We start from the raw sequence: 25485 nt of genomic DNA on the forward strand, positions 1-25485 counted from the left end.
CTACTCCGACGGCAGGTGGGCCAGCGCCAGGGTCAGGTCGAGCACGGTCGCCGGGTCGTTGAGGCGCTCGCCGTACAGCTCGCGGATGCGGCCCATCCGGTAGCGGACGGTCTGCGGGTGCACGAAGAGGTCCGCCGCCACGTCGTCGCGCCGTCCCTGGTGCAGCAGCCAGGAGCGCAACGTCTCGGCGAGCCGCTGGGCGGTCGCCGGGGGCAGCTCGGCCAGCGGGCTGAGCACCTGCTCGCGCAGGTCGGCCAGGGCCTCCGGGTCGGTGCCGAGCAGCAGCCGGGACAAGTGCGCCTCGGTGTCCAGCGGGGCCCCGCCCGCCGGCTGCTCCAGCCCGAGCGCCAGCGTGCGCAGCACCCGCTGGTACGACCCGGCCACCCGGGTCCACGGCCGGGCCGGGCCGAGGGCGGCCCGGTGCCCGTGCAGCACGGTGACCAGCCGCCGCCGCCGCGCGCCGTGCATGTCCGGGACGAGCAGCACGGCCGACTCCTCGGCCAGCTCGATCCCGGGCAGGTCCTCGCCGCTCTCCAGCGTGTGCGGGCTGAGCAGGGCCAGCACCGAGCGCAGGTTGCTGCGGGGCAGCACCGCCACGGTGAGCGTGCGCGGCGGTGGCCACTCGGCCCGCTCGGCGCTGCGGTGCAGCACCTCCTCCGGCTCGCCGGCGAGCAGTTGCTGGGTGAGCCGTTCCAGGTATCGGCGGCGGACCCGCCCGGCGCTGGCCAGCTCGTCGGCGTGCCCGGCCACGCTGGCCGCCGACAACTCGTCGATGTAGGCGAACATCAGCTCGGCGAACTCGGCGACGGTCTCGGCGGACAGGCCGCTGCGCACGGTGGTGGCGGAGACCTCCCGCCAGGCCACCCGGGCACCCACCCGGTACGCGGCCAGCAGCGCGTCCATGCTCCGCCCCGAGCGGGCCTCGCCGCTGCCCAGCGCGTACGCCGCCTCCAGCGCCCGGTTCAGCGGGGTGCTCGGGTCGGACTCGCCGGCCCGTTCGATGAGCTGGAGGAAGGTGCCGAGGGCGATGCGCACCGCGTTCTCGATCTTGTCGCGCATCTGGCCGGTGAGGGTGCCGGAGTAGTCGGGGACCTCGGCGGTGATCGCGGTGACGGTACGCTCGGCGACCACCGGCAGCCGTCCGCGCAGCAGTCCGGCCACCTGCTCGTCCAGCTCGAGATGAGCCGCACGGTGTGACGTACCCGCAGAATCGTCGGTCATGTTGTTCTCTCCGAACAAAAATCCGTGCCCAATTCACCTTTGCTGGTCAAGATGTTATCCGCACGGGCGAGCACTCTGGGAACATGACCACCACCGTCCCGCGTCCCCCGGCGCGGACCTCCGTCCGGCACCGGCTGCTCCGGCTCGCCGAGACGGTCACCACCCCGCTGCTGCCGGAGGACTATCTCGACCTGGTCGCGCCGCTGCGCGCCGGCGCCGCCCTGCGCGGGCGGGTCGTCGCCGTCGACGCGGAGACCCGGGACGCCGCCACGCTCACCATCCAGCCCGGCCGCGACTGGCGCGGGCACACCCCCGGCCAGTACGTGCGCCTCGGCGTCGACGTGGACGGCGTCCGGCAGTGGCGGGCGTACTCGCTCACCTCCGCGCCGGGCCGTCCCGACGGCCGGATCTGCGTGACCGTGAAGGCGATCGAAGACGGCAAGGTCAGCAACCACCTGGTCCGGCGGCTGCGTCCCGGCACGATCGTCCAGCTCGACCAGGCGCAGGGCGACTTCGTCCTGCCCGACCCCGCCCCCGCCCGGGTCCTCTTCCTCACCGCCGGCAGCGGCATCACCCCGGTGATGGGGATGCTGCGCGCCGGCGCGCACACCCGCTCCGACGTGGTCGTGGTGCACTCCGCGCCCACCGGCGCCGACGTGGTCTTCGGCGCCGAGCTGCGGGACCTCGCCGCGCAGGGCGCGATCCGGCTGGTCGAGCGGCACACCGACACCGACGGGCTGCTCGCCGTCGAGGAACTGGCCGGGCTGGTCGGCGACCACCTGGAGCGCGAGACCTGGGCCTGCGGGCCGGTGGGGATGCTGGACGCGCTCGAGGCGCACTGGGAGTCGGCGGGCGCCGCCGACCGGCTGCACACCGAGCGGTTCCGGCCCACCGTGATCTCGCCGGGGGAGGGCGGCACCGTCACCTTCACCCGGGCCGGTCTCACCGTGCAGGCCGACGGCGCCACCCCCATCCTGGAGGCGGGGGAGGCCGCCGGAGCGCTCATGCCGTCCGGCTGCCGGATGGGCATCTGCTACGGCTGCGTGCTGCCGCTGCGCCAGGGCGCGGTGCGGGACCTGCGCAACGGTGAGCTCACCACCGCCGTCCCCGGGGACGGCGTCCTCATCCAGACCTGCGTGTCGGCGGCGGCCGGTACCTGCGACATCGATCTGTAAATCCGGAGGCCGGACGTGACTGTCATCCAGAAGAAGCCGGACAACCCGATCGCGCACCTGAGCGCCGAGGACATCGAGATCATCGGCAAGGAGCTCGACGCGATCCGGGACCGGGTCCTCGCCGAGCGCGGCGAGTCCGACGCCCGCTACATCCGCAAGGTCATCAAGACCCAGCGGACGCTGGAGATGAGCAGCCGCGCGGTGCTGCTCTTCTCGCTCTTCCCGCCGGCCTGGGTGGTCGGCACCCTGGGCCTCTCCATCGCCAAGATCCTCGAGAACATGGAGATCGGCCACAACATCCTGCACGGTCAGTACGACTTCATGCGGGACCCGAAGATCCACTCCACCACCTGGGAGTGGGACCACGTCTCCCCGGCCGACCAGTGGAAGCACTCGCACAACGAGCTGCACCACACGTACACCAACGTGCTCGGCAAGGACAACGACCTCGGGTACGGCATCATGCGGGTCGACGAGGACCAGAAGTGGTACCCGATGCACCTCGGCCAGCCGCTGTGGAACCTCGTCAACGCCTGCTTCTTCGAGTACGGCATCGCCGCGTACGACCTGGAGTTGGGCCGCAACCTGCGCAAGGGCCGGCACAAGGCCCCCGAGTTCCGGGCCCGGGCCCGCGCGGTCGGCCGCAAGATCCGCCGCCAGGTGCTCAAGGACTACGTGATCCACCCGCTGCTCTCCGGCCCGTCCTTCCTCACCACCCTGGCCGCCACCTTCACCGCCAACCTGGTCCGCAACCTGTGGAGCCACTCGGTGATCATGTGCGGGCACTTCCCGCAGGGTGTGGAGACCTTCGAGAAGACGTCGATCGAGGGCGAGACGCGCGGCGACTGGTACCTGCGGCAGATGCTCGGCTCGGCCAACATCAGCGGCAGCCGGCTGATGCACATCATGACCGGCAACCTGTCGTTCCAGATCGAGCACCACCTCTTCCCCGACCTGCCCAGCTGCCGCTACCAGGAGATCGCCCCGCAGGTGCGGGCGCTGTTCGACCGGTACGGGCTGAAGTACACCACCGGGCCGCTGCCCAAGCAGGTCGCCTCCGCCTGGTGGAAGGTCATCCGGCTCTCGCTGCCCAACCGCAGGACCGCCCAGCCGGTGGACGACCTGACCACCCGCGCCCTCGCCCCCAGCGGGGCCTGAGCAACCGACGCCGCCGCCGTCCGCCGTAAACCGGTGGGCGGCGGCGCCGTCGTCGCGGTACCGTCGTGGACATGCAGATCAGGCGCAGCACCGCCGCGACCGCGCGAGCTCCCCGCTCGCCGGTCGCCGCCGCCTGACCTGCTGACCCTCGACAGCCGGCGACCGGAAACGGTCCGCCGGCTTCGTGCTGTCCGCCCAGGCGTCGTGCCCGGGTCGGCGGACCGTCTCCGGTCGTGCCCACCGGAAGGCCACCGCCATGACACCCGAGCAGATCCTGCACACCTTCCTCGACCACCACCACCGGCGCGGACACCGCGACGCGGCGGAGAGCACGCTGGTCCCGCCGCCGGGCGATCCGGTGCTCTTCACCACCTCCGGGATGCACCCGCTGACGCCCTACCTCGAGGGGCGGCCCCATCCGGGCGGCCGGCGGCTGGTCAACGTCCAGCGCTGCCTGCGCACCACCGACCTGGACGAGGTCGGCGACCGCACCCACCTGACCGTCTTCGACATGCTCGGCTCCTGGTCGCTCGGTGACTACGGCATCGCCGAGAGCCTGCGCTGGGGGCACGAACTGCTCGTCGACGGCTTCGGCCTCGACCCGGGCCGGCTGCACGCGACCGTCTTCGGCGGCGACGACCAGGTCGGCCCCGACGAGACCGCGTGGCGCACCTGGACGGAACTCGGCGTCCCGGTCGAGCCGACCCGCGACGACAACTGGTGGTCCAACGGCCCCACCGGGCCGTGCGGGCCGGACTCGGAGATCTTCGTGTGGACCGGCGACGGCCCACCCACCGGCACCCCCGGCACCGACGACCGGTGGACGGAAGTGTGGAACCACGTGCAGATGCGCCACCACCGGCACCCCGACGGGCGGCTGACGCCGCTGCCGCAGCCGAACATCGACACCGGGATGGGCCTGGAACGACTGGAGATGGTGCTGCGCGGCGACCGGTCGGTCTACGCGGGCGCGGGGCTGCGACCGTGGGTCGACGCCGTCGGCGACCGGTGGCCCCTGGACGAGGGGTCGCTGCGGGTCGTCTGCGACCACCTGCGCTCCGCCGTCGTGGTGATCGGCGACGGGGTGCGGCCGTCGGCCACCGGACGGGGGTACGTGCTGCGCCGACTGGTCCGCCGGGCGTTGACCCTGCTGTGGCGCGACGATGCGTCCCGGACGCTGACGGACCTGCCGCCCGGGCTGTCCGGGGACACGCTGCGCCGGTTCCGCCAGCACGGCGACGTCGTCGTGCTGCGCGACGTGCTGGCCGACGAGGAACGTCGCTTCCGCGGACTGGTCCGCCGGGGGCGGCCGGTGGTGGCGCGGCTGCGGTCGCGGGGACCGCTGGGTGAGGCGGACTACCGCTGGCTGCACGACACCCACGGGCTGCCCCGCGACCTGGTCGACGGCCTGCTCGGCGGGACCGACTGAGCGACCCGCCCGGCCGGTGGGTCAGGCGTCGACCTCGATGACCTCGGCGGCCTGCCGGCGCGGCGCCGCCGGCAGGTCACCGGCCGGCGGACCCCAGCCCACCCGGACCACCAGGTAGGGCTCCCCGACGTCGGCGAGCAGCTCCCGCATCATCCGGCGCGGCCAGGCCAGCTCGATGGTGTCGCTGATCGGCGCGGTGGCCAGCCCGTCGGCGGTCGCGGTGAGCAGCAGCGCCGACAGCGCCTCGCCGCCGCGCAGCCACCCCGCCGGGTCGTCCCGGTCACCGAAGAGGATCACGTACGCCGCGCCCCGGTCGAAGTCCGCGCCGGCCTGAAGGCCCGCCGCCTCGCCGGGGGCGTGGTCGCGTACCGGCACCCGGCGGGGCGCCGGACGTACGGCGGTCGCCGCCGGGACGCCGTCGCCGCTGGACTCCGGACGGTGCGTCCACCGGTGCAGCTCCTCCCGGTACGCCGGGTCGGCCAACTCGGCGTCACCGGCCCGGGCGGTGGACACGGCCAGCATCGGCATCTGGTCCGGCCGGACCACGTGCAGGTGCGACCCCTCCGCCTCGACCGCCGCGCGCAGCCGGGACAGCTGCTCCGCCGGCACCGGACGGTCGCCGTACGCCCGCCGGTCGGTGCGCCGCCGGGGGATGGCGTCCATCAGCCGTGCGGCGGCCAGGTCGAGCGTCCCCGGCCCGGTGGCCCGCACCCGGGCCAGCAGCCCCGGGTCGGCCGGGTCGGGCAGCCGTTGCACGGTGACCGTCCAGCCGCCGGCGGTCAGTGCCACCCGGGCGTGGTGCAGCACGGCCCCGCAGCTCAGGGTGAGCAGCCGGCCGTCCGGGTCGGTGGTGGCGAGCTGCCGGGACCCGTCGGAGCGCAGCTCCAGCGCCGTCGGGGTGACCCGCCAGCGCCAGGGCTGGGTGTTGAAGACCGACGGGGCGTACAGGGACAGCCGGGCGGCGGCCTCGAGCTCGCGGACGGTCGGCGCCTGGCCCGTGGTGGTGGACGGCTGGGTCATCGGGAAACACCTCCTCCCACCACCCTGCCCCTGCCCGCCGGGCGCCGACAGGGCCGAACGGACCCGGACCGGGGGACCCCCGACCCGCACCTCGCGGGTCAGCCGATCGTGGCGAGGAAGTCGAGCACCCGGGTGGTCAGCAGCGTCGCGGCGATCGCGTCGTACGACGGCAGGCTGTCGTCGGCGAAGAAGTGATCCTTGCCGGGATAGAGGAACAGCTCGGCTTGCGGCGTCGCCTCGACCAGCGCACGCGCGGCGTCGAGGTCGCCCTCGTCGACGAAGATCGGGTCGGCGTCCATGCCGTGGACCTGCACCGGCACCCCCGCCGGCCATCCGTCGCCGAACTCCGTGGGCGGCAGGCAGGCGTCGACGAACAGCGCGCCCTTCGCGCCGGGACGGGTCTGGGCCAGCGCCTGCGCCGGCATGACCCCGAGCGAGAAGCCGGCGTACACCAGCCCGGCGGGCAGCCCGTCGGCGGCGCGCCGGCCCCGGTCGAGCAGGGTGCCGAACCCCACCTCGCGGGCATGGGCGACGCCCTGCGCCATGTCGGGGAGGACCCGCCCGTCGTACAGGTCGGGCAGGTGGACGGTGTGCCCGGCGCGCTGCAACGTCGCGGCGAAGTGGCGGACGCCGGGCGTCAACCCGAGCACGTGGTGGAACAGCAGGACCTCGGCCATCGGTGCCTCTCTCCCCGGGCGGGTCGCTCCCGCCTCGCGGCCATCATGGAGCAGGGGTCCGACAGATGCCGACACCCCACCACGACCCGGCGCGCGGTGGCCGTGGCGGTGCGGCGGTGTCAGACTGGCCCGGTACGCCGCCGCAGCCAGGGACGTGGACGCATGACGGGACACGGGTACGCACTCCGGCCGGACACCGACACCGTGACGCTGCTCGGCGCCCGGGTCACCCTCGTCGATCCCGGTGCGCTGCTGGCCACCGCGGGCGCCGAGCCGGTCGACCTGCTCGCCGACGCCGACCTGCCCGCCGGAGTCCGCCGGGCGCGGTTCACCGTGCGCGCCGAGGCGGGGACGCACCACTTCGAGGCGTACCTGACGGCGGGCCCGCCCACCGCGACGGTGCTCGCGCTCGGCCTGGCCGGCCCGGCCGGGATGCTGCTGGCCCGCCGGCTGGCCGTCGGCGACCCCCGCGCCGAGCGGATGCTGGCCGGAGCGGGCCGGGTGGCTGTCGAGGCGTCCCGCCGCCTCGGCCTGCGCCCGCCGACCGCCCTCACCGCGAGCGACCGGGACGCCGCCGGGGAGGCGGTGCTGCGTGAGGCCGAGGCGCTCGGGCTGCGCCCTAACATCGGCCACCGCGTCGAACCGGGCGTCCGCTCGGTGACCGTGCGCGGCACCGTGCCCAGCCCGGAGGTCACCCCGGAACACCTGCGGGCGATGGTCGGCGTGCTGCTGCAGGCCGTCCGGGAGTTGACCGGCGACACCGGCGAACCGCGGGTGCTGCGCGGCCGGTCGTACACCGTCGGCGCGACGCCCGACGCCGCGTCGCCGGGCACCGCGGCGGTGACCCTCGACCAGGTCGGCGGCCTCGACGACGTGGTCGCCCGGTTCCGCGAGATCGCCGTGTCGTTCCGGCACCCCCAGGTCATGGCCCGCTGGGGCGCCCGCCGCCCGCAGGGCATCCTGATGTACGGCCCGCCCGGCACCGGCAAGACCATGCTGGCCCGGGCGCTGGCCAACGAGATCGGTGCGGACTTCCGCGAGATCCGCACCCCGGAGATCCTCGACAAGTACCTCGGCGGCTCGGAACGCAACATCAAGCAGATCTTCCGGGAGGCCCGCGCCTACCGGCGGCCCACCGTCATGCTCTTCGACGAGTTCGACAGCATCATCAGCTACGCCGGGGCGGGCGGCGACGCCGCCAGCCAGGCGGTGAACGCGGTCGCCGGCATCTTCAAGCAGGAGATGAACACGCTCATCGAGGCCAACCCGGACGTCATCGTGGTCGCCACCACCAACTTCCCGCACCGCGTCGACGCCTCCCTGACCCGCTCCGGGCGCTTCGACGTCAAGGTGGCGATCCCGCTGCCCGACGAGACCGGGCGGGCGGAGATCGTCACCAAAATGGTCCGTGAGCTGATCGCCCGGCACGAGCGGCCCGGCTTCCGGATGTTCGCCGACGACGTCGACCCGCGTACGCTGGCGGCGCTCACCCCCGGGCTCACCGGCGCCGACATCCGCGAGGTGCTGCGCCGGGTGCAACTGGCCAAGGCGATGCGCGAGGCCACCGAGGGTGCGCCGGCCGGCCCGATCAGCCAGGATGACCTGGCGGAGGCGATCGCCGGGCTGCGCCGCGGCTGACGGCGTCGCGCCCGGAAGGAGAGCCGTGTCGTCCACCCTGCTGTCCCGTCGTGACCTGCGGTTCCTGCTGCACGAGTGGCTCGACGTGTGCCGGCTCACCGAGCGCCCCCGCTACGCCGAGCACTCCCGGGAGACCTTCGACGACGTGCTGGACCTCGCCGAACGGCTGGCCGTCGAGCACTTCGCCCCGCACAACCGGGCGGCCGACACCAGCGAGCCGACCGTCTCCGGCGGGCGGGTGCGGATGATCCCGCAGGTCAAAGCCGCGCTGGACGTGTTCGCCCGAACCGGGCTGCTGGCCGCCGGCATGGACGAGTCCGTCGGCGGCATGCAGTTGCCGCACGTCGTCTCCGCCGCCGCGTTCGGCTTCCTCCAGGCCGCCAACGTCGGCACCTCGGCGTACCCGTTCCTGACCCTGGGCAACGCCAACCTGCTGCTCGCCCACGGCAGCGCCGAACAGGTCGACACCTACGTACGGCCGATGGTGCAGGGCCGGTTCTTCGGCACCATGTGCCTGTCCGAGCCGCAGGCGGGCAGCTCGCTGGCGGACATCACCACCCGGGCCGAGCCGCAGGACGACGGGACGTACCGCCTCTTCGGCACCAAGATGTGGATCTCCGGCGGGGACCACGAACTCGCCGAGAACATCGTGCACCTGGTGCTCGCGCGGATCCCCGGCGGGCCGCCCGGGGTGAAGGGCATCTCGCTGTTCGTCGTACCGAAGATCCTGGTCGGGACGGACGGCGCGCTCGGTGCCCGCAACGACGTGACGCTGGTCGGCCTCAACCACAAGATGGGCTACCGGGGCACCACCAACACCCTGCTCAACTTCGGCGAGGGGGTGCACCGCCCCGACGGCCGCCCCGGCGCGGTCGGCCACCTCGTCGGGCCGGCGCACCAGGGCCTCGCCCAGATGTTCCACATGATGAACGAGGCCCGGATCGGGGTGGGCGCGGGCGCCACCGCGCTCGGCTACACCGGCTACCTCAAGTCGCTGGCGTACGCCCGGCAGCGCCCCCAGGGCCGCCCGGTCGGCGACAAGGACCCCACCGCGCCGCAGGTGCCCATCGTCGCCCACCCCGACGTACGCCGGATGCTGCTGGCCCAGAAGAGCTACGTGGAGGGCGCGCTGGCGCTGGTGCTCTACTGCGGACGGCTGCTCGACGAGGAGCGGACCGCCCCCGAGGCCACCGACCGCGAGCGGGCCCACCTGCTGCTGGACATGCTCACCCCGATCGCCAAGAGCTGGCCGTCACAGTGGTGCCTGGCCGCCAACGACCTCGCCATCCAGGTGCACGGCGGCTACGGCTACACCCGCGACTACGACGTCGAGCAGCACTGGCGGGACAACCGGCTCAACCCGATCCACGAGGGCACCCACGGCATCCAGGCGCTGGACCTGCTCGGCCGCAAGGCCACCATGGACGGCGGGGCGGGGCTCGAGTTGCTGCTGGAGACGATCCGCGCGACCGTCGGCCGGGCCTGGAAGGCCGACGGGGAGGCAGCCGAACTGGCCGCCCGGCTCGGCGCGGCGGTGGACCGGATCGCCGCCACCACCCGCCGGCTCTGGGGCACCGGGGACCCGGCCCTCGCCCTGGCCAACGCCAGCGTCTACCTGGAGGCCGTCGGGCACGTGGTGGTCGCCTGGATGTGGCTGGAGCAGCTCCTGGTCGCCGACACCGCGCCGCCGGACGCCGACCCGGACTTCTACGCCGGCAAGCGGCAGGCGGCCCGGTACTTCTTCCGGTACGAGCTGCCCCGGACGACAGCGCAGTTCGATCTGCTGGACAGCCTGGACAGCACCACGCTGGACATGCAGGAGAACTGGTTCTGACCGTCTGCGGCACGCTCCTGACCTCTGGTGGTCGCGGGTGTCGTTCTGGGAGGCCCGGTACTTCGGCGAGGTCTTCGGGCGGCCGTTCCCGGAGACCCTGCCCCGCTGGGACGACGTCCGCGCGGGCGAGGCCGAGATGTGGGCGGCCGAGCACGAGACGCGCGAGGAGATCATCGACCGCTACCGTCGCGCGTGGCAGCACTCGGACGCGACGATCACCGCCCTGGCTGTCGATGCGCCCGGTCACGTGCCCTGGTGGCCGCGCCCGCAGGTCAAGCTGTTCAACGTCCTGGTCCACGTGCTCACCGAGACGAGCCGGCACGCCGGGCACGCCGACATCCTGCGTGAACAGCTCGACGGCTCGACCGGGACGGCCGCCGGGCGCGCCGACCGGAAGCACGACGCGGCCTTCTGGCAGACCAGGCGTGCGGAGATCGAGCGGGCCGCCAGGGCGGCCGATCCCACCATCGTGTGACGGACGTTTCTCAGCGTGCAGTCGGCGCGCTGACCGAAGCGTAGAGCGGACGTTTCGATCTACACCGGCCTGCGTCGTGGGTGGAGGAGGGGTGAGCTAGCGGTTGTCCGTCGAGGGCGGCGCTGGGCGGACGCTGTTCTGAGCCGCACGTGAACTGTCGATCCAACGCTGGACGTCGTGGATGCCCTGGTGACGGTGCTCGACGGCTGGACGAGGCATTCCAGCTTGTCGGCGTCGCGGGCGACGACGGCTTCCAGGGTGTCGCCGCGTGAGCACCCACGGTGCTGCCGATCTGGAGCGGCGGGGGCTGCGGTGCGCCCTGGCCGTGCCCGATCCGGCGGCGGTGCCATATTGCGTTGTCGTTGCACCGGCCCGTGTCTACCGTGCGCTGATGTCCTCGCGAATGCTGACGGTGACCTTCGACGCCCACGACCCGGCTCGCCTGGCGCGGTTCTGGGCCGGCATGCTCGGCCGGGAGGTCGTCGACGAGACCGGTGCGGCGCTCGTGCCCGGCGACGACGCCCAGCTCGGCCTCCGGTTCGTCCCGGGCCGCGCGGAGCAGGTGGGACCGGCCCGCCGCCTGCACCTGCACCTGACCAGCGCCAGCCCCGACGACCAGCAGGACACGGTGGCGAGGGCGCTGGGGCTCGGCGGCGGCCACCTCGACGTCGGGCAGCGCCCCGAGGAGGGGCACGTCGTCCTGGCCGACTCGGAGGGCAACGGGTTCTGCGTGATCGAGCCGGGCAACTCCTTCCTCGCCGGGTGCGGCCTGCTCGGCGAGATCGCCTGCGACGGCACCCGGGCGGTCGGCCTGTTCTGGAGCGAGGCGCTGGGCTGGCCGCTGGTCTGGGACCAGGACCAGGAGACCGCGATCCAGTCGCCGCACGGCGGTACGAAGGTCGCCTGGGGCGGCCCGCCCGTCGCCCCGAAAGAAGGGCGGAACCCGCAGCGCTTCGACCTCGCCGTGGCCGGTGGTGACCAGCGGGCCGAGGTCGAGCGGCTGGTCTCCCTCGGGGCCACCCGGCTCGAGGCCGCCGACGACGGCACCGTGCTGCTGGCCGATCCCGACGGCAACGAGTTCCGCGTACGAGGGAACTGACCACAGCGCGGCCGGAGGCCGGTGAACCCCCGGTCGCTCAGCCCTCGGCGAGCAGCCGTTCGCGGACCTCGCGGCGCAGGATCTTGCCGATCTGCGAGCGGGGCAGCTCCTCGACCACCACCACCCGGCGCGGCACCTTGTACGCGGTCAGGTGTTGCCGGCACGCGGTGCGCAGGCCGTCCGGCCCGGTGACACAGTCCTCGTGCAGCACCACCACCGCCACGACCTCCTCGCCGCCGTGCTCGCCGGGCAGGCCCACCGCCGCCGCGTCGACCACCCCGGGCACCCGGCGCAGGGCGTCCTCCACCTCGGACGGGTAGACGTTGAAGCCGCCCGTGATGATCAGCTCCTTGATCCGGTCGACCACCCGGACGAAGCCGTCGGCGTCCATCACCACCACGTCGCCGGTACGCAGCCAGCCGCCGGGCAGCAGCACCGCGGCGGTCTCCTCCGGGCGGTTCCAGTAGCCGGAGAAGACCTGCGGGCCCCGGATCAGCAGCTCGCCGGCCTCGCCCGGGGCCCGGTCCACCGACGGGTCCTCGGGGTCGACGATGCGGACCTCGGTGGAGGGGAACGGCACCCCCACGGTGCCGGGCCGGCGGGCCGGGGAGACCGGGTTGCCCAGCGCCACCGGCGAGGTCTCGGTCATGCCGTACCCCTCGACCAGCAGGCCGCCGGTGACCGACTCCCACAGCTCGACGGTCGACGGGGGCAGGGCCATCGCCCCGGAGATCGCGTACCGGGCGGAAGTGAGGTCGACGCCGCGCTCCCGGGCCGCCATGGCGAGCTTCTCGTAGATCGGCGGGACGGCGGGCAGGAACGTCGGCGGGCGGCGGCGCACCGCGTCGAGCACCTGGTCGACGTCGAAGCGGGGCAGCAGCACCAGGGTCGCACCGATGCTCACCGAGAAGGTCAGGCAGAGCGTCAGCCCGTACGCGTGGAACAGCGGCAGCACGGCGTACACCGTCTCCTCGCCGTCGCGCAGGCCCGGCACCCAGGCGCGGCCCTGCGCGGCGTTGGCCCGCAGGTTGCGGTGGGTGAGGATGGCGCCCTTCGGGGTGCCGGTGGTGCCGCCGGTGTACTGCAGCAGCGCCGTGTCGTCGGGACCCGGCGCGGGATGGTCGGCGGCGAGTGGGGCGGCGTCGGCCAGCAGCGCGTCCCAGCTCAGCGCGCCCGGCGCGGGGGCGGTCATCGCCGACCGGGCGGCGCGGGCCTTCGGCAGCGGCAGCCGCAGCGCCCAGCGCTTGAGCCGGGGCAGCGCCCGGCTCAGGTCCACCGCGACGACCGTGCGTACCGCGCCCGCCCCGCGCACCAGCGGCGCGACCTTGTCCCAGACCACGGCGACCCGGGCGCCGTGGTCGGTGAGCTGGTGGGCCAGCTCCTGCGCGGTGTAGAGCGGGTTGTGCTCGACCACCACCGCGCCGAGGCGCAGCGCGGCGTAGAAGGCCACCACGTGCTGTGGGCAGTTCGGCAGCACCAGCGCCACCCGGTCGCCCGCGCCCACCCCGAGCCGGCGCAACGCCTCCGCGGCCCGCGCCACCTGGGCGTCCAGCTCGGCGTACGTGGTGGTGGCGCCGAAGAAGTCGAGGGCGATCCGGGGACCGAACCGACGGGCCGCGGAGCGCAGCAGATCGACCAGCGACTCGTCCGACGGCGCGATGGTGGCCGGGACGTCCGGGGCGTAACTGCGCAGCCAGGGCCGCTCGGTCAGGTCCATCGGGTCTCCCGTCGCCGGTGGTGGCGCGCCGGCCGGTGCACCGGCGCCGTACTCCCAGCGTAACTTACGGGCCGGTAACCTACGGTGGCGTAGGTCCGGCGAGTCGGCGGTCGCCGCACCGCCACCTCCCATCGGCACCACCCACCCGGTGCCGCGCGGTGGCCATGCCCGCGCGGCACCGGCCGCCTCACCCCACCGGTGAGGCGGCGGGGTCGTCAGCAGCCGGTCCAGCGCACCGGCGTCACCCGGCCGTCGTCGTTGCGGAACCCGACGATCGTGCCGGTGTCGGCGATGGCGCGTGCACCGACGCCGATCCGGCCGCCGCCGCCGCCGGGCAGGATCCGGGAGTCGCCACCGCGGACGACGCGGTCACCACCGACCACCACCCCACGGGCGTTGACGTCCGTCACCCAGGGCAGTTCGTCGGCGAGCCGCGACCAGGAGCGGTCCCGCAGGTCCCACCGAACCCGCACGGAGTTGGGCTCGCCGAGGTCGACCCGACCGACCGCCCAGTGCCCCTCCGCGGCATGGACGACGGACGACCGCGCGCCCGGCACGGTCAGGTCCTCCACCCGGCCGTCGGGGTACCGGACCCAGCCGGTCCACTCCGCGAAGTCCCCGGCGGAACCCACGATGGTGCCGTTCCGGGTGATTCCGGCCGGCACCGCCTCGGCCGGAGCCTCCAGCACCTCCACCGTGCCGGGACGGGCCGCCGGCCACCGCAGCGGCACCTTCCGCCAGGTGCCGGGCTCCTCGCCTCAGCCGACGATGTCGCCAGCCTTGTTGATCGACACCGCGTTCCTGTAGCCGGACGGGGTCGGCAGCAGCTCGATCTTCCCGTTCCGGTAGACCCAGGGCCGGGCCTTGGCGTCGATCCAGCCGTTGCCGATCACCACACCGCGGGCGTTGACGTCCGCCACCGAGTCGGCCAGCGGCGACTCCACGGTGGTGAGCCGCCCGTGCTTCCAGACCAGCAGCATCAGCTGGTTTCCGTCCTCACCGACTCGCAAGGCGGTGCCGGCGGCGAACCGGCCGGTCGGGTCGACGGCCTGCGCGTCGGCGCGGTAGACGTCGGCGGGGAACGGCAGGGTGGTGATGGTGCAGGCGCGGGCGGGCCTGGGTGCGGCGGACGCCGCCGCCCCGGAGCCGACGACGCCGAGAGAGGTGGACAGCAGTCCGGCGACGGCCGCCGCCAGCATCATGCGTCGAGCGAGGTGGGTCATGAAGGGTCTCCCCGTGTCGGGCCCGGCCGTTCCGGGCGTCGAGTCATGACCGACCCACGCCCCACCGGTCCGCACGGTTGCGGCCCTGTCGGATCGCCGAACTACGCCCCCGGTACGGCCGCCGGGTCAGCGGCGGCCGGCGGAGTGGTGCTGCATCATCTGCCGGCCCCGCACGAACGCCAGCACGATCACCGCGACCAGGGCGATCGCGCCGATGACGACCAACCAGCGGACCGCCTCCAGCAGCAGCCCCAACAGGATGAGCGCGCCGCCGACGACCCCGACGACCCAGAGCATGGCCCGCATGTCCGCCACCTTTCCGAAGAGTTGGCGGCTACCTTCCCGGCCTGCCGGGCGGCATGCCGGAGAACGCCGAGAAAGGCCAGGTCAGCGCCGGGCTACGTAGACCGTGTTGGCCGACTCTCCGCCGGTGAGCGGGTTGGCGAATCCGACGACGTGGGCCTGGGAGGACGGGAAGACCTCGGCGAGCACCCGGCCGAAGTCGGCGTCCGGCGGATCGTCCGACCAGAGCGCGAACACCCCCTCCGGGTGCAGCAGCTCGGCCAGCCGGCGCAGCCCGTCGGGGGTGTAGAACGGGGCGTGGCTGGGGTGCAGTACGTGCCTGGGGGAGTGGTCGACGTCCAGCAGCACGGCGTGGAACCGGCGGCCCGGGTGCTCCGGGTCGAGGCCGTCGCCGCCGGCCACCGCGGCGAAGAAGTCGGCCCGCACGAACCGGGTACGCGGATCCGGCGCCAGCCCGGCGGCGAACGGGAGCAGTTGCCGGCGGTGCCAGTCGATGACGTCCTCGATCGCCTCCACCACCACCATCGACCGGACCCGGGGATCCTCCAGCGCGGTGCGGGCGGTGTAGCCGAGGCCGAGCCCGCCGACCGCCACGTCGAGGTCATCCCCGCCCAGCGCCGCCAGGCCCAGCCGGGCCAGCTCGATCTCCGCCACCGGGAAGAGGCTGGACATCAGGAAGTCGTCGTCGAGTTTCACCTCGTACACGTCGACGTCGAGTGCCGGGTCGCGGCGCCGGCGCAGGCTGATCTCGCCGATCGGGGTCTCCCGCCAGGCCAGTTCCTCGAAACGCGCGCCCACCCCGGCCTCCTCGCCGTCGCCTGTCGTGCCGGGATGCTACCGGTGCGGGCGGGAACCGCGCGGATTTCCGGTGCGGCGCGCATCCCCGCCGCCACCCGGGGTACCCGGGGGAAGATCGGGATGCCGGCGGACGGAGGAGACCTGTGGTGGCGGAGATGCTGGCCGGGCGGCTGCACGTGACCGACCGGGCGCTGCGGATGGAGACGGTGCCGGTGCCCGAACCGGGCCACGGGCAGGTACGGATCAAGGTGGCCGCGGCCGGCGTGTGTCTCTCCGACGTGCACCTGATCGACGGCACCCTCACCCCGCTCTACCTGCCCGACGACGCGGTGACCCTGGGCCACGAGGTGGCCGGGGTCGTCGACGTGCTCGGCGACGGGGTGCAGGGCTGGCAGCCGGGGCAGCGGGTGCTGCTCCAGGCGGGGGAGCGGGACCGGCGGGGCACCGTCCTCACCCGGGGCGTCGACTACGACGGCGGGTGGGCGGAGTACGCCCTGGCCCGGCAGGACACGGTCGTGCCGATCCCGGACGACCTCCCCTTCGAGCAGGCGTGCATCATCCCGGACGCGGTCTCGACGCCGTGGGCGGCGGTCACCGACACCGGCCGTACCCGGGCCGGCGAGGCGGTCGCCGTCTGGGGTGTCGGCGGCCTCGGCGCGCACGCCGTCCAGCTCCTGCGGCTGGTCGGCGCGGCCCCGGTGATCGCGGTGGATCCGCTGCCGGCGGCCCGGGAACGAGCGCTGGCCCTCGGCGCGGACACCGTGCTCGACCCGGGCGACTCCACCTTCCGCGACGCGGTGCTCGCACTCACCGGTGGCCGGGGGCTCGACGTAGCGTTCGACTTCGCCGGGGTGACGGCGGTGCGCGAGCAGGCGCTGACCGTCCTGGGCCGCCGGGGTCGGCTGGTGCTCGCCGGCATCGCCAACAAGCCGGTCACCATCGCCTCGGACAGCCCGTTCAACTACTTCCAGCAGGCGGTGCTGGGGCACTACGGCTCGGAGGCCGAGCACGTCGAGCAGTTGGTCGGCCTGGCCCGCGTGGGTCGGCTCGACCTGGCCGGCTCGGTCAGCGACGTGCTGCCGCTCGCCGAGGCGGAGGAGGCGGTCCGCCGGGTCGAGTCCAAGCAGGGCAACCCGATCCGCCTCATCCTGCGCCCCTGACCACGCGGACCCGCCTCGGCCCTGCGCCGCCTCGGCCCGGGAGGTCCTGGTCCTGCCTGGTCCTGCCTGGTCCTGGTCCTGTCCGGTCCCGGTCTTGCGCGGTCCGGGTGCTGTGGTAGGGCTCGGTCTTGCGCGGCCCCGGGCTCCGCGCCGCCCCGCGGGACAGGGCGCGCCGGAGGTCGGGTTGGGTGTCGGACCCGCTACGGACTTGATGGCAGAGATGGATCGTAGGTCCGGCGACTGATCCAGATTCGCCATCAAGTCCGTAGCGTGCCAGCGGGATCCTCACCCTGCGGATGCGGATCGCTCACCACTGCGGCGACGCAGGCGCACGCGCCGGCCCGCCCGCCCGCCCGCCCGCCGACCGTCTTGTCCGCCGATCGGCGGGCGGGGCCGGCGCTCCCGGTGGTCAGGCCGGACGCCTACTCACCACGTCATGCCGCCCTGCGGGGGCACCGCCCTGCCCGCCCGAGAGGGCGGCGAGTCGGACTGGCCGGCGGACGGGGTGCCGACAGGTCGGACTGGCCGGCGGGAGGGCTCCGTCGGCCAGCAGTCGGGTGGGCTCCGTCGGCCGGCGGTCGGGTGGGGCAGTGGTCGACGGGCGACGGTCAGCGGTTGGGTGGGGGCAATGGTCAGGTGAGGCGCGGTGAGGCGGTCCCGCGGTCAGGTGGGCCGGCGGGCCACCACCAGCGTGTCGAGGGCGTCCCGGGTCGTGCCGTCCACGGTGACCGGCCGGCGGACGGTGTCGGCCCGCTCCACCCGCAGCCCGTCGAGCCCGGCGACCACCGTCTCCGGGGTCAGCAGGATCTCCGGATCCCGGGGGCCACCGACCCCGCCGTCGAGGTTGGCGCGGTCGTGCCCGACGACGACGATCGTGCCGCCGGGGCGCAGCGCCGCCCGCGCCCCGGCCAGCGCCGCCGCGATCTGCGCCGGCGGCAGGTGCAGGTAGGCGACGACCACCAGGTCGTACCGGTCGGGCTCGGGGATATCGGTGGTGACGTCACCGACCCGCCAGTGCACCGGTACGCCCCGCCGCACGGCCAGGTCCCGGCCGCGGTCCACCGCCACCGGTGAGAAGTCCACCGCGGTGACCCGCCAGCCCTGCCCGGCCAGCCAGACCGCGTTGCGCCCCTCCCCGGCGGCGAGGTCCAGCGCGTCCCCCGGGGGCAGGCCGGTGACGGCCTCGACCACGAAGCGGTTCGGCTCGGCCGTCCAGACCAGCTCCGGTGAGGCGGCGTAGCGGGCGTCCCAGTCGTTGCTGTCCATCCCGTGGTTATACGCCACCGCCCCGTGGCCCACCGGGCGACCGGGCGACGACGCAGGGTCTCCGGGACATCGACGGAACGCATATCCTGTGCCCCGACGACTCGCCGGAAGGGACACCATGCCGTCGCGGCAGGACCAGCTGCACTCGTACCAGTTCACCGTCCAGCGGGCGGTCGCCGCGCTGGTCATGCGAGAGACCGACCCGGCGCAGTCGCCGTTCCGCCGGCTGGCCGGCGCGGGCCTGGCCAGCGTCCTGGTGGCCGCGATCGTCCTCGGCGGCTTCGCCCTCTACGGCCTGTTCGCCGGCGGCGGCAGCAAGTGGCGCGATCCCGGCGCGGTGATCGTGGAGAAGGAGTCCGGCGCCCGGTTCGTCTACCGCGACGGCAAGCTGCACCCGGTGCTCAACTACGCCTCCGCGCTGCTGATCATCGGTGCCGACCGGTCCAGCACCGTGCTGGTCTCCCGCCGGTCCATCGAGGGGGTGCCCCGGGGCCTGCCGCTGGGCATCGCCGACGCGCCGGACTCGCTGCCCGCTCCGGGCCGGCTCTCGACGAGCCCCTGGACGGTCTGCTCGCTGGGCCCGGCACAGGCGGACCGGTCGGCCCCCCGCTCGGCGCTGCTGATCGGGCGGGACGCTGTCGGCGGACGCCCCGTCGGGGAGGAGGGGGTGCTGCTCCGGCACCCGGACGGCGGCCTGCACCTGCTCTGGCGGGCGCGGCGTTACCTGCTGCGGGACACCGCCCGGGTGCTGGCGGCCCTCGCCGCCACCCGGGAGCGGGCCGTGCCGGTCGCGCCGGCGCTGCTCAACACCCTGCCGGCGGGGGCGGACCTGGCCCCGCCGGCCCTGCCCGACCTCGGCCAGGGCTCGGCCCGGGTGTCCGGCGCGGCGGTCGGCGACGTCTACCTGGTCCGCAACTCCGGCGGTGGGCGCCAGTACGCCGTAGCCCTACGGGACGGCCTCGCCGGCATCACCGAGTTGCAGGCGGCCCTGCTGATGGCCCGCACCGGCCAGGACGAGCCCGAGCCGATCAGCCTCGGCCGGTTCGCCGCGCTGCCGAAGCTGCCCGCTCTCGTCCCCGCCGGCCCCGCCGCCCCGCCGCCCGCCCCGCCGCGCCTGGCCGGCGTCGACGGCGGCGGCATCTGCGTACGGGTGGACGCCGACGGTGAGGTCGACGACGTACGGGTCGGGGCGAGCGTGCCCGACCTGACCGCGGCGGCCCGTACCGCTCCCACCGGGCGCGGGGTGCTGGCCGACCACGTGGTGGTGGAGCCCGGTCGGGGCGCGGTCGTCGAGTCCGTCGCGGCGCCCGGCGCCACCGGCGGCGCGATCTCCGTCGTCACCGACCTGGGCCGGCGGTACGTGTTGGCCGACGCGGAGGTGCTGGGGATGCTCGGCTACCGCGACGTCCGCCCGCTGCGACTGCCGGCCGGGCTGGTCAGCCTGGTGCCGGCGGGCAGCCCGCTCGACCCGGCCGCCGCCCGGGCGGTCGCCGCCCCCGCCTGACGCCCGGCGTGGCTGCCCGGCGGCGGCCCGTCCGCCCCCGCGCGGCGCGCGGGGGCGGACGGCCGGTCACTGCGCGGGCTTGCGCAGCACGGTGACGGCGAAGTCCGCGTCGTCGCGCCAGGGGCGCAGGTCCCAGGTGGCGAAGCGGTGCTCGGGGCGCAGCCGCGCGGCGACGGCGTCGGCGTCGAAGTCCTCGATCCGGTAGCCCCGGTCGGTGCCGAAGCCGACCAGCACCACCCCGTCGGGGCGCAGGTGCGCGGCGATCCGGGACAGCACGGCCTGCTCGGTGCCGGGGGCGACGAAGGCCATCACGTTGCCGGCGACCACGGCCGCGTCGAACGGCTCCGGCTCGCCGGCCGCGGCCAGGTCCAGGTCGGCGAGGTCACCGACCAGCCAGCGCGGGCCCGGATGGTCGGCCCGAGCGGCCTCGACCAGCGCCGGGTCGGCGTCCACCCCGACGACCCGGTGACCTCGCGCGGCCAGCGCCGCCCCGACCCGTCCGGTGCCGCAGCCGGCGTCGAGGATCCGCGAACCGGGCGACACGGTCGCGTCGACCAGGCGGGCCTCTCCGGCGAGGTCCGCGCCGTCGGCGGCGAGCTTGCGGAAACGGTCGATGTACCACTGCGAGTGCCCGGGACCGGTCTCGGTCGCCCAGCGGGTGGGGTTGGCCATGCCGCCACGGTAGCCGCCGCCCGGCGGGGCGGCGCGGCGGTCAGGCCACCCGGGCGACGGTGACGAACTCGTTGTACGTGAAGAGCTTGCCGAGCGCCCTCGGGAACGGGAACGAGTACTGCCGGGTCACGGTCATGCCGAGGTCACGGGCCGCCTGTGCCGCCTCGGGGAAGCCGACGAACCGGACGTGGGTGGCGTCGCTGGCGTACCCGCGCTCCTGCGGGGTGATGAAGACGACGGTGCCGCCGGAGCGGACGAACGGCAGGTAGGAGGAGATGACCTCCAGCGCCTGGGCGGCGGGGAGGTGCTCCAGCAGGTGCGCGGCGAGCAGCGAGTCGAAGGCGTCGGGCCGGGCGTGCGGGGAGCGGAAGAACTCCTCGATGGTGTACGCCTCGTGTCCGGCGGCCCGGGCGTGCGCGACCGACGTCGGGTTGTGGTCCACCCCGACCGCGTCGCCGCCGAGGTTGGCCAGGTTGCGGCCGAGCCCGCAGCCCACGTCGAGGGTGCGGCCGAGGTCCAGGCGGCGCAGGTTCCACCGGTACGGCGCCTGCACGTCGAGCAGTTGCTTCCAGCGGGCGCCGCCGAGGCGTTGCAGCCGGCGGGTGTAGTCCTCACCCTCGGTGCTCGCCGCGGTGTCCTGACGTGTGCGATCCATCGCCGGCCCCTTTGCCTGTAGCGGATACAAGGTGGTGCTCACGCACCTCCGGCGCCACGCACGCAGCGCGCAGCGCCGGCCTCCCCCGTACCCGCCCCCGCGGGCCCCCGAACGATGCTACGGACGACGCGGCCTCCCGTCAGCATGATCGAGCGAGCGCTTCGTGGTGTGTCGTGCCGGATGCGGAGGGTGACCGGAGCCGGGGCTCGTGCGGGGCGGGTGACCGGAGCGAAGGAGGTGCGGCCCCGCGAAGCACACAAGGTGCGCCGAGGACGACGATTGATCAATAACAAGACATATGGCGATTTACCTTGGTAATATCGAATCCGGTACGTCCCGGGAGTGCGCCATGGGCAACTGGGTTGTCTCTCTGGCCGGGCCGCGGCGCGTGAGCCTCGAGCCCTGCCCCACCGATCCGCTCGGCCCGGGCCAGGTCCGGGTCCGCACCTGCTTCTCCGGCATCTCCGCCGGCACCGAGCTCACCCTGTTCCGGGGCAGCAACCCCCGGCTCAGCAAGGACTGGGACGACCTCACCCGGATGTTCGTCCCCCGGCAGACCCCCGTGCCGTACCCGCTGGTCGGCTTCGGCTACGAGGAGGTCGGCGAGGTCGTCGAGGTGGCGGCCGACGTCACCGACCGCGCTCCGGGGCAGCTCGTCTGGGGCATCTGGGGGCACCGGGCCGAGGCCGTCCTGCCGGCCGGCGTGGTCACCCCGCTCGCTCCCGGGCTCGACCCGCTCGCCGCCGTCTTCGCCCGCCCCGGCGCCATCGCGCTGACCGCCGTCCTCGCCGGTGACCTGCACCTCGGCGACTGGGTCGGGATCTTCGGCCAGGGCGTCATCGGGCTGCTCGCCACCCGGCTCGCCATGCTCTCCGGCGCCCGGGTGGTCGCCGTCGACCGGGTGCCCGCCCGCCTGGCGATGGCCGCCCGCCTCGGCGCGCGACGGACCGTCGACGCCGGCGCCGAGTCCGCGGCCGGCGTGCTGCGCAGGCTCAGCGACGGCCGTGGCGCGGACGTCTGCCTGGAGCTGTCCGGGGCGTACCCGGCGCTGCACGAGGCCATCCGCGCCACCACCCACGCCGGCCGAGTCGTGGCGGCCGGTTTCTACCAGGGCGGGGCCGACGGGCTCGGCCTCGGCGAGGAGTTCCACCACAACCGGATCCAACTGGTGGCGGCCCAGGTCTCCGGGCCCGCCCCCGCGCCCGGCCTGGCCGGCCGGTGGTCCGGCGCCCGCATCGCCCACACCTTCATGGACCTGGTGGCCGAGGGCAGCGTCGACCCGCTGCCGCTGGTGAGCCACGTCGTGGACGCCCGCGCGGTGGCCGACGCGCTGGCGTTGCTCGACCGCGGTGCCGATGACGTCCTCCAAGTCGTGCTGAGGTTCTGATGTCCCTCCCACTCGCCTGCCAGGAGCAGTTGCTCCCCGGCGCCGATCTGCCCCGGAAGTTCGCCCTCGCCCGCGCCCTCGGCTACGACGGCATCGAGCTGCGCGGGCGGGGTGACCTCGCGCTCGCCCGCCGCCTGCCGGAGTTGCGCCGGGCCCGCGCCGAGGGGGTGGTCATGCCCACCGTCTGCGTGGAGATGGACCACTTCATCGGCGACTTCGTCCCGGCGCTCTCCCGCGACGCGGTGGCCAACCTGCGCTCCCAGCTGTCGGTCATCGCCGAGCTGGGCGGTGTCGGCGCGATGACCCCGGCCGCCTGGGGGATGTTCTCCCGCCGGCTGCCGCCGTTCGAGCCGCCCCGTTCGCCCGCCGGTGACCGGCAGGTGCTCGTCGACGCCCTCGGTGAGCTGGGCGAGCACGCCCGCGCCGAGGGTGTCACCCTCTTCCTCGAACCGCTCAACCGGTACGAGGACCACATGGTCAACCGGCTCGACGAGGCCGTGACGCTCTGCGCGGCCGTCGGGCTGCCCTCGGTGCGGGTGGTCGCCGACACCTTCCACATGAACATCGAGGAGGACGACGTGCACGCCGCGCTGCGCGCCGCCGCGCCGTACCTGGGGCACGTGCAGGTCAGCGACTCCAACCGGTACCAGCCGGGCGCCGGGCACCTGGACTGGCCGGCGCTGCTGCGTACCCTGCGCGACATCGGCTACCCGGGCTGGCTGGCCCTGGAGTGCCGGCTGCGCGGCGACCCGGTCCGGGCCCTGCAACAGGCGGCCATCGTGCTGCGTCACGCCCAGCCCCGGCAGGCGGCGGCGTGAGCGCCGGGACCACCGGCACGGCGACCGGTGAACCCCCGCCCCGCGCGGCCGGGTCCGGCTCGCACGCCGTCGGACCGGCCCCCGGGGAGCGGATCGCCGAGCTGCGCCGGCTGGCCGTCGCCACCCTCGACGCGAACTGGGAGCACGACCACACCGTGCCGTCGCGCACCCTGTACCCGCACCAGTGGAGCTGGGACTCCGCGTTCATCGCGATCGGGTCGGCCCACGTGCGCCCCGACCGGGCCTGGCGGGAGCTGCACACCCTGTTCGCCGCGCAGTGGGCCGACGGCCGGGTGCCGCACATCGTGTTCAACCCGGCGCTGCGGGTCGGGTCGTACTTCCCCGGGCCGGAGTTCTGGGGCTCGGTCGCCGTCGACGGGGGGCCCGCCGCCGCGACCTCCGGGATCGTCCAGCCGCCGGTGCACGCGCAGGCGGCCTGGCTGGTGCACCGTCGGGCGCCGGCCGAGGCGTCGCGGGAGGCGCTGCGCCGGCTCTACCCTCGACTGGTCGCGCAGCAGCGCTACCTGACCGGCCGCCGGGACGTCGGCGGCGCCGGGCTGGCCTGCATCGTGCACCCGTGGGAGTCCGGCCTGGACAACAGCCCCGCCTGGGACGCGCCGATGGACGTGGTCCCCGCCGACGCCGCGGTGATGCGGGCGTACCGTCGGCACGACACCGCGCACGCCGACGCCGCGCACCGCCCCACGGACCTGGACTACGCGCGCTACGTCGCGATCGTCGACTCCTACCGGGCCCACTCCTACCGCGACGACACCCTGGCCGGGCGGCATCCGTTCCTGGTGGAGTGCCCGCTGTTCAACGCGGCGCTGGGCGCGGCGGAGCACGCCCTGGCCCGGATCGCCACGGTGGTCGGTGCGGACCCGGGCCCGCACCGGGAGCGCGCCGCGCGGATCACCGAGGCGCTGGTGCGCCGGCTGTACGACCCGGGAACCGGCACCTTCCGCCCGCGTGACCTGCGTACCGACCGCCTGGTGCCGGCCCGTACGGTGCTCGGGCTGATGCCGCTGATCCTGCCCGACCTGCCCGCCCGGCAGGTCGAGGCGGTGCTGGTCGAGGCGTGCTCGCCGCGCTTCGGCCTGGCGTCGCGGATGGAGCGTCCGCTGCCCACCCACGACCGCACCGCGCCGGACTTCGAGCCGCTGCGCTACTGGCGGGGCCCGGCCTGGATGAACACGAGCTGGCTGCTCTGGCGCGGGCTGCTCACCCACGGCCGGCGGGACCTGGCGGCCGGGCTGCGTGAGTCCATGCTGGAGCTGGTGGCCACCGGCGGCTGCCACGAGTACTTCCACCCGGACACCCGGGCGGGGCTCGGGTCGGCGGCGTTCAGCTGGACGGCGTCGCTGCTGCTCGACACCCTCGCCGAGGGCTGAGGCCGGCCCCGTCCCGGGCCGGCCCCGTGCGTGCTCAGGCGCTGTCGGCGGAGGTGGCGGCGGCGACCCGCAGGGCGCCCAGCGGCGCGTCGTCGATCGCGTACCCGAGCGCGTCGACGACCTCGACCACGCCGCTGACCCGCGCGGTCAGGCGCAGCGCCAGGTGCACACTCGACCAGCGGTCGAGCTGGCCGGTGAGGGTCACCACGCCACCGTGGACGGTCACCTCGACCGTGTCGTCGGCGACGCCGAGCACCCGGTGCAGCACGTCGCCGACCACGTCCCGGCGGATGTCCGCGTCCGGGCGCAGGTGCACCCGGAGCAGGTCGCCCCGGGTCACGATGCCGACCAGCCGGCCCAGGTCGTCGGTCACCGGCAGCCGCTTGACCTGGCGCCGGTCCATGATCCGGGCCGCCTCGGTGACGGTGGTGTCGGGGGAGACGCAGACCGGCGGAGCGGTCATCAGGTCGACGGCCAGGGTCGCGCCGGCCTTGGCCCGGGCCTCCCGGTCGTGCCGGCTCGGGAAGATCCGTCGCTCGTGCGGTTGGCCGAGCAGCTCCACCTTGTGCAGCAGGTCGGCCTCGGACACCACGCCGAGCACCCGCCGGGCGCCGTCCACCACCGGCACCGCGGTCACGTGCCGGCCGGTCAGCAGGTCCACGATCTCCCGGTACGCGGTGCCCTCCCGGACCGCCGCGACCTGCGTCGTCATCACGTCCTGCACCTGCCACGTCCGCATGGCGACCTCCTCGTTCCGCCCTCGACGCTAGGCGGCGCTGGTGGGGGCGGGCAGGGGCGCAGGGGCCCTGCCGCCGGGCCGGAAGTCCCCGTCAGCCCACCCACGGCTCGGCGATCGCCCGCTCCG

Annotated in this window: 24 protein-coding genes; 12 read left to right on the top strand and 12 right to left on the bottom strand. The window is 74.6% G+C overall.

The genetic code is table 11. The annotated features are described in order from the left end of the window. A complete protein-coding gene (locus tag ACPFP2_RS15950; protein ID WP_424089950.1) occupies positions 1-1221 on the bottom strand; it encodes a PucR family transcriptional regulator in 1221 nt (406 codons plus the stop codon). A gap of 83 nt (positions 1222-1304) precedes the next feature. Here ACPFP2_RS15950 and ACPFP2_RS15955 point away from each other — a divergent pair, with 83 nt between their 5' ends. The 3 genes from ACPFP2_RS15955 (at position 1305) to ACPFP2_RS15965 (ending at position 4983) form a co-directional block, all read left to right on the top strand. Further along, positions 1305-2396: a ferredoxin reductase gene (locus ACPFP2_RS15955; RefSeq protein ID WP_424089951.1), complete on the top strand. Its 1092-nt coding sequence runs from the start codon at positions 1305-1307 to the stop codon at positions 2394-2396. 15 nt (positions 2397-2411) lie between these two features. Next, complete coding sequence (locus ACPFP2_RS15960) at positions 2412-3554, top strand: fatty acid desaturase family protein (RefSeq protein ID WP_424089952.1); 1143 nt, start codon at positions 2412-2414, stop codon at positions 3552-3554. Positions 3555-3810: 256 nt separating this feature from the next. After that, complete coding sequence (locus ACPFP2_RS15965) at positions 3811-4983, top strand: alanine--tRNA ligase-related protein (protein WP_424089953.1); 1173 nt, start codon at positions 3811-3813, stop codon at positions 4981-4983. 21 nt (positions 4984-5004) lie between these two features. On the opposite strand, the gene ACPFP2_RS15970 is transcribed toward ACPFP2_RS15965, so the two are convergent. Together ACPFP2_RS15970 and ACPFP2_RS15975 are read right to left on the bottom strand one after the other, a co-directional pair. Then, entirely contained in the window at positions 5005-6003 is a 999-nt protein-coding gene (locus ACPFP2_RS15970) for an Acg family FMN-binding oxidoreductase (protein WP_424089954.1), read from the bottom strand. 98 nt (positions 6004-6101) lie between these two features. Continuing rightward, the gene (locus tag ACPFP2_RS15975) at positions 6102-6680 is read right to left on the bottom strand and encodes a dienelactone hydrolase family protein (RefSeq protein ID WP_424089955.1); all 579 of its coding nucleotides are present in this window, start codon (positions 6678-6680) and stop codon (positions 6102-6104) included. Between the two features lie 162 nt (positions 6681-6842). On the opposite strand from ACPFP2_RS15975, the gene ACPFP2_RS15980 reads away from it, so the two are divergent. The 4 genes from ACPFP2_RS15980 (at position 6843) to ACPFP2_RS15995 (ending at position 11726) form a co-directional block, all read left to right on the top strand. Beyond that, positions 6843-8318: an ATP-binding protein gene (locus ACPFP2_RS15980; RefSeq protein WP_424089956.1), complete on the top strand. Its 1476-nt coding sequence runs from the start codon at positions 6843-6845 to the stop codon at positions 8316-8318. A gap of 25 nt (positions 8319-8343) precedes the next feature. Further along, positions 8344-10152, top strand: coding sequence for an acyl-CoA dehydrogenase (locus ACPFP2_RS15985; protein WP_424089957.1), 1809 nt, complete (start codon positions 8344-8346; stop codon positions 10150-10152). A gap of 37 nt (positions 10153-10189) precedes the next feature. Then, positions 10190-10627, top strand: a complete 438-nt coding sequence (locus tag ACPFP2_RS15990; protein WP_424089958.1) for a DUF664 domain-containing protein — start codon at positions 10190-10192, stop codon at positions 10625-10627. A 391-nt stretch (positions 10628-11018) separates the two neighbouring features. Continuing rightward, positions 11019-11726, top strand: coding sequence for a VOC family protein (locus ACPFP2_RS15995; RefSeq protein WP_424089959.1), 708 nt, complete (start codon positions 11019-11021; stop codon positions 11724-11726). A gap of 37 nt (positions 11727-11763) precedes the next feature. Here the strand turns inward: ACPFP2_RS15995 and ACPFP2_RS16000 are convergent, their stop codons facing one another. From ACPFP2_RS16000 to ACPFP2_RS16020, 5 genes are all read right to left on the bottom strand, one after another. After that, the gene (locus ACPFP2_RS16000) at positions 11764-13443 is read right to left on the bottom strand and encodes a long-chain-fatty-acid--CoA ligase (protein WP_424089960.1); all 1680 of its coding nucleotides are present in this window, start codon (positions 13441-13443) and stop codon (positions 11764-11766) included. A gap of 215 nt (positions 13444-13658) precedes the next feature. Next, complete coding sequence (locus ACPFP2_RS16005; RefSeq protein WP_424089961.1) at positions 13659-14174, bottom strand: hypothetical protein; 516 nt, start codon at positions 14172-14174, stop codon at positions 13659-13661. Between the two features lie 27 nt (positions 14175-14201). After that, positions 14202-14666 carry a hypothetical protein gene (locus tag ACPFP2_RS16010; RefSeq protein ID WP_424089962.1) on the bottom strand — a complete coding sequence of 155 codons (465 nt, stop codon included), beginning with the start codon at positions 14664-14666 and terminating at the stop codon, positions 14202-14204. Positions 14667-14792: 126 nt separating this feature from the next. Further along, positions 14793-14972, bottom strand: coding sequence for a hypothetical protein (locus ACPFP2_RS16015; protein ID WP_424089963.1), 180 nt, complete (start codon positions 14970-14972; stop codon positions 14793-14795). A gap of 81 nt (positions 14973-15053) precedes the next feature. Then, on the bottom strand, positions 15054-15767 hold the full coding sequence (locus ACPFP2_RS16020; protein WP_424089964.1) for a spermidine synthase: 714 nt from the start codon (positions 15765-15767) through the stop codon (positions 15054-15056). A gap of 155 nt (positions 15768-15922) precedes the next feature. Between ACPFP2_RS16020 and ACPFP2_RS16025 the strand changes: the two genes are divergently transcribed. Beyond that, a complete protein-coding gene (locus ACPFP2_RS16025) occupies positions 15923-16927 on the top strand; it encodes a zinc-binding dehydrogenase (protein ID WP_424090042.1) in 1005 nt (334 codons plus the stop codon). 663 nt (positions 16928-17590) lie between these two features. Here the strand turns inward: ACPFP2_RS16025 and ACPFP2_RS16030 are convergent. Next, a complete protein-coding gene (locus ACPFP2_RS16030) occupies positions 17591-18193 on the bottom strand; it encodes a class I SAM-dependent methyltransferase (RefSeq protein WP_424089965.1) in 603 nt (200 codons plus the stop codon). A 118-nt stretch (positions 18194-18311) separates the two neighbouring features. Between ACPFP2_RS16030 and eccB the strand changes: the two genes are divergently transcribed. Continuing rightward, entirely contained in the window at positions 18312-19697 is a 1386-nt protein-coding gene (gene eccB / locus ACPFP2_RS16035; protein ID WP_424089966.1) for a type VII secretion protein EccB, read from the top strand. A gap of 66 nt (positions 19698-19763) precedes the next feature. Here the strand turns inward: eccB and ACPFP2_RS16040 are convergent, their stop codons facing one another. Both ACPFP2_RS16040 and ACPFP2_RS16045 read right to left on the bottom strand, forming a co-directional pair. Continuing rightward, positions 19764-20369, bottom strand: coding sequence for a class I SAM-dependent methyltransferase (locus ACPFP2_RS16040; RefSeq protein WP_424089967.1), 606 nt, complete (start codon positions 20367-20369; stop codon positions 19764-19766). Positions 20370-20409: 40 nt separating this feature from the next. Then, complete coding sequence (locus tag ACPFP2_RS16045) at positions 20410-21024, bottom strand: methyltransferase domain-containing protein (protein ID WP_424089968.1); 615 nt, start codon at positions 21022-21024, stop codon at positions 20410-20412. 388 nt (positions 21025-21412) lie between these two features. Here ACPFP2_RS16045 and ACPFP2_RS16050 point away from each other — a divergent pair, with 388 nt between their 5' ends. From ACPFP2_RS16050 to ACPFP2_RS16060, 3 genes are all read left to right on the top strand, one after another. After that, positions 21413-22411, top strand: coding sequence for a zinc-dependent alcohol dehydrogenase (locus ACPFP2_RS16050; RefSeq protein WP_424089969.1), 999 nt, complete (start codon positions 21413-21415; stop codon positions 22409-22411). Then, positions 22411-23229 (top strand): sugar phosphate isomerase/epimerase family protein, encoded by an 819-nt coding sequence (locus ACPFP2_RS16055; RefSeq protein ID WP_424089970.1) that lies wholly within the window; start codon positions 22411-22413, stop codon positions 23227-23229. Before ACPFP2_RS16050 ends, ACPFP2_RS16055 begins: the two co-directional genes overlap by 1 nt. Before the next feature lie 92 nt (positions 23230-23321). Then, on the top strand, positions 23322-24620 hold the full coding sequence (locus ACPFP2_RS16060; RefSeq protein ID WP_424090043.1) for an MGH1-like glycoside hydrolase domain-containing protein: 1299 nt from the start codon (positions 23322-23324) through the stop codon (positions 24618-24620). Between the two features lie 34 nt (positions 24621-24654). Here ACPFP2_RS16060 and ACPFP2_RS16065 read toward each other — a convergent pair whose 3' ends face one another. Further along, positions 24655-25359 (bottom strand): CBS domain-containing protein, encoded by a 705-nt coding sequence (locus tag ACPFP2_RS16065; protein ID WP_424089971.1) that lies wholly within the window; start codon positions 25357-25359, stop codon positions 24655-24657. Between the last annotated feature and the right edge of the window lie 126 nt (positions 25360-25485).

The organism is Micromonospora citrea (assembly GCF_049629545.1).
Taxonomy (GTDB): domain Bacteria; phylum Actinomycetota; class Actinomycetes; order Mycobacteriales; family Micromonosporaceae; genus Micromonospora; species Micromonospora citrea_A.